Consider the following 1,975-nt stretch of genomic DNA (forward strand, 5'->3'; position numbering starts at 1 on the left):
CTACTTTAAATTCTTTAGGGACAACCTTTTCAAGTTTTTGCTCAACAGCAACTACATCTTTACCCATCGCAAATTTGGTGCGGTTTGAAGCCCGAAAATATGCGTGTGCACGGCTATTGTCGGCCAGCCGAGAGATAAGGAAAATAGAACGGCCTTCATACGTAGTTAATTAAATTGAGAGTAAAGTAAGTAACTAGCTGTCACGATTAAAGCGCCACCCATCGATAAATTAAACAACTTTAATTTGAATTTACTATTTAATAATTTGGCAGATTTGTCTCCTAGTACAGACCAACAAAAAAGAGATAAGTAACAGACAACAAAATAAATTAATGAAAAGAGTAAGAACTCTTTTGAACTGTTAGGAACCGAAAACAAGGAAGCGCCAGCTAAACAAGCAATCCATGCTTTAGGGTTTAGCCATTGTAAAATAAAACCTTGTAGAAATGTTGGTTGGTGCTGTTTTTCAATATCTAGCTCTGGGTCTGACGTTGCAATTAGATATCCCATGTAAATGATAAATGAGGAGCCAACAACGGTTAAATATTTAAGAAAACTAGGGTAGGAGTTTATTACCTGAGAAAAACCGAGTCCTATGAACAAAAGTAGTAATGTGAACCCAATGGTTCCGCCTGAAACGAAAGGTAAAGTTTTTCGAACTCCATAATTCATTCCGGAGGAAATAATAATCATATTTACAGGACCCGGTGAAATCGACATGGTTAATGAAAACGAAAACATTGCTATTAGTAAAGACATAAATTCTCCTTAGTTTATGGAGACTATATATTAATATTATTGGTTCGATTAGCTGTTATAATTGGTTTTCACTGTTCTATATATTTTAATAATTATGATAGATGAATTACGTTCAATGGCTATTTTCGCGGAGACGATAAAACAAGGTTCTTTTCGGGCTGCGGCCAAAAAATTACAGTTATCTCCTTCAGTTGTTAGTTATCAAGTTACTCAACTGGAAAACCATCTTGGTACTGCTCTTATTTACCGTTCAACTAGAAACCTTTCTTTAACTAATGAGGGAAAGGTACTTTTTCAATACGCATTGAGTATGGTTGAGTCGGCGCATCAAGGACTAAACTTGGTGACTTCAAAACAACAAGAGTTAAGGGGAACCTTAACGGTGACGCTACCTTCTGCGTTGATAAAATCAGATATTAGTAAGAATATCGCTAAATTTGCAAAGAGTCATGCTTTGTTAAATCTGAATTTTATTTACACAGATGAAAGACAAAACCTAATTGAACAAGGGATAGATATCGCTTTTCGAGCTGGTGAAATGGAGGACAGTAATCTAATCGCGACACGAGTGGGTGAAATAAAGAGAAAATTAGTCTGCTCTTATGAATTCGCTCAAATGATAGAGGAGCCAATTTCTCCTGTTGATATAGAGCAATACAACTGGATAAAACTTACCATGCTTCCTAATAGAAGAACCTTGATTGATGCTAACGGCGAGAAAGTCGATATTAGCTTTAAGAGCAATGTTAGCGTTAATAGCGTAGAAGCAATGACAGAACTATGTCTGAATGGGTTAGGTATAGCGACTCCACCAGACTATTTAGTTGAAAAAGGGCTAAAAGATAGATCTTTAGTTGAGTTATTAACTAACTGGAAAATTGAGCCTATACCCATATATGCTGTTTGGCCAAGTAACGTATTTCAAAGCAGTAATGCTAAGCGTTTGCTGAGCTTTCTAAATCAAACTACCCAATAGGACTCAAAATAGAAACAGATATAAAAGACTATTGACCACGCTATTAGTCAGTCTTATCTTTAAACTCACACAAGTCTTCAATAATACAGCTGCCGCATTTAGGCTTACGGGCAACGCAAGTATAGCGCCCGTGTAGTATTAGCCAGTGGTGTACGTCTACTTTAAATTCTTTAGGGACAACCTTTTCAAGTTTTTGCTCAACAGCAACTACATCTTTACCCATCGCAAATTTGGTGCGGT

Annotated in this window: 2 protein-coding genes and 2 pseudogenes; 1 reads left to right on the top strand and 3 read right to left on the bottom strand. The window is 36.6% G+C overall.

Translation table 11 applies throughout. From position 1 onward, the window contains the following. Together AN393_RS20625 and AN393_RS19465 are read right to left on the bottom strand one after the other, a co-directional pair. Positions 1-132 (bottom strand): annotated as a pseudogene (locus tag AN393_RS20625) (endonuclease III); the annotation flags it as partial. A 33-nt stretch (positions 133-165) separates the two neighbouring features. Beyond that, a complete protein-coding gene (locus AN393_RS19465; RefSeq protein ID WP_055016970.1) occupies positions 166-759 on the bottom strand; it encodes a LysE family translocator in 594 nt (197 codons plus the stop codon). Positions 760-853: 94 nt separating this feature from the next. On the opposite strand from AN393_RS19465, the gene AN393_RS19470 reads away from it, so the two are divergent. Beyond that, positions 854-1,735 (top strand): LysR family transcriptional regulator, encoded by an 882-nt coding sequence (locus AN393_RS19470; RefSeq protein ID WP_152968297.1) that lies wholly within the window; start codon positions 854-856, stop codon positions 1,733-1,735. 43 nt (positions 1,736-1,778) lie between these two features. Here AN393_RS19470 and AN393_RS19475 read toward each other — a convergent pair. Next, positions 1,779-1,975 (bottom strand): annotated as a pseudogene (locus AN393_RS19475) (endonuclease III); the annotation flags it as partial.

Origin of the sequence: Pseudoalteromonas sp. P1-25 (assembly GCF_001401805.1) — a bacterium.
Classification (GTDB): domain Bacteria; phylum Pseudomonadota; class Gammaproteobacteria; order Enterobacterales; family Alteromonadaceae; genus Pseudoalteromonas.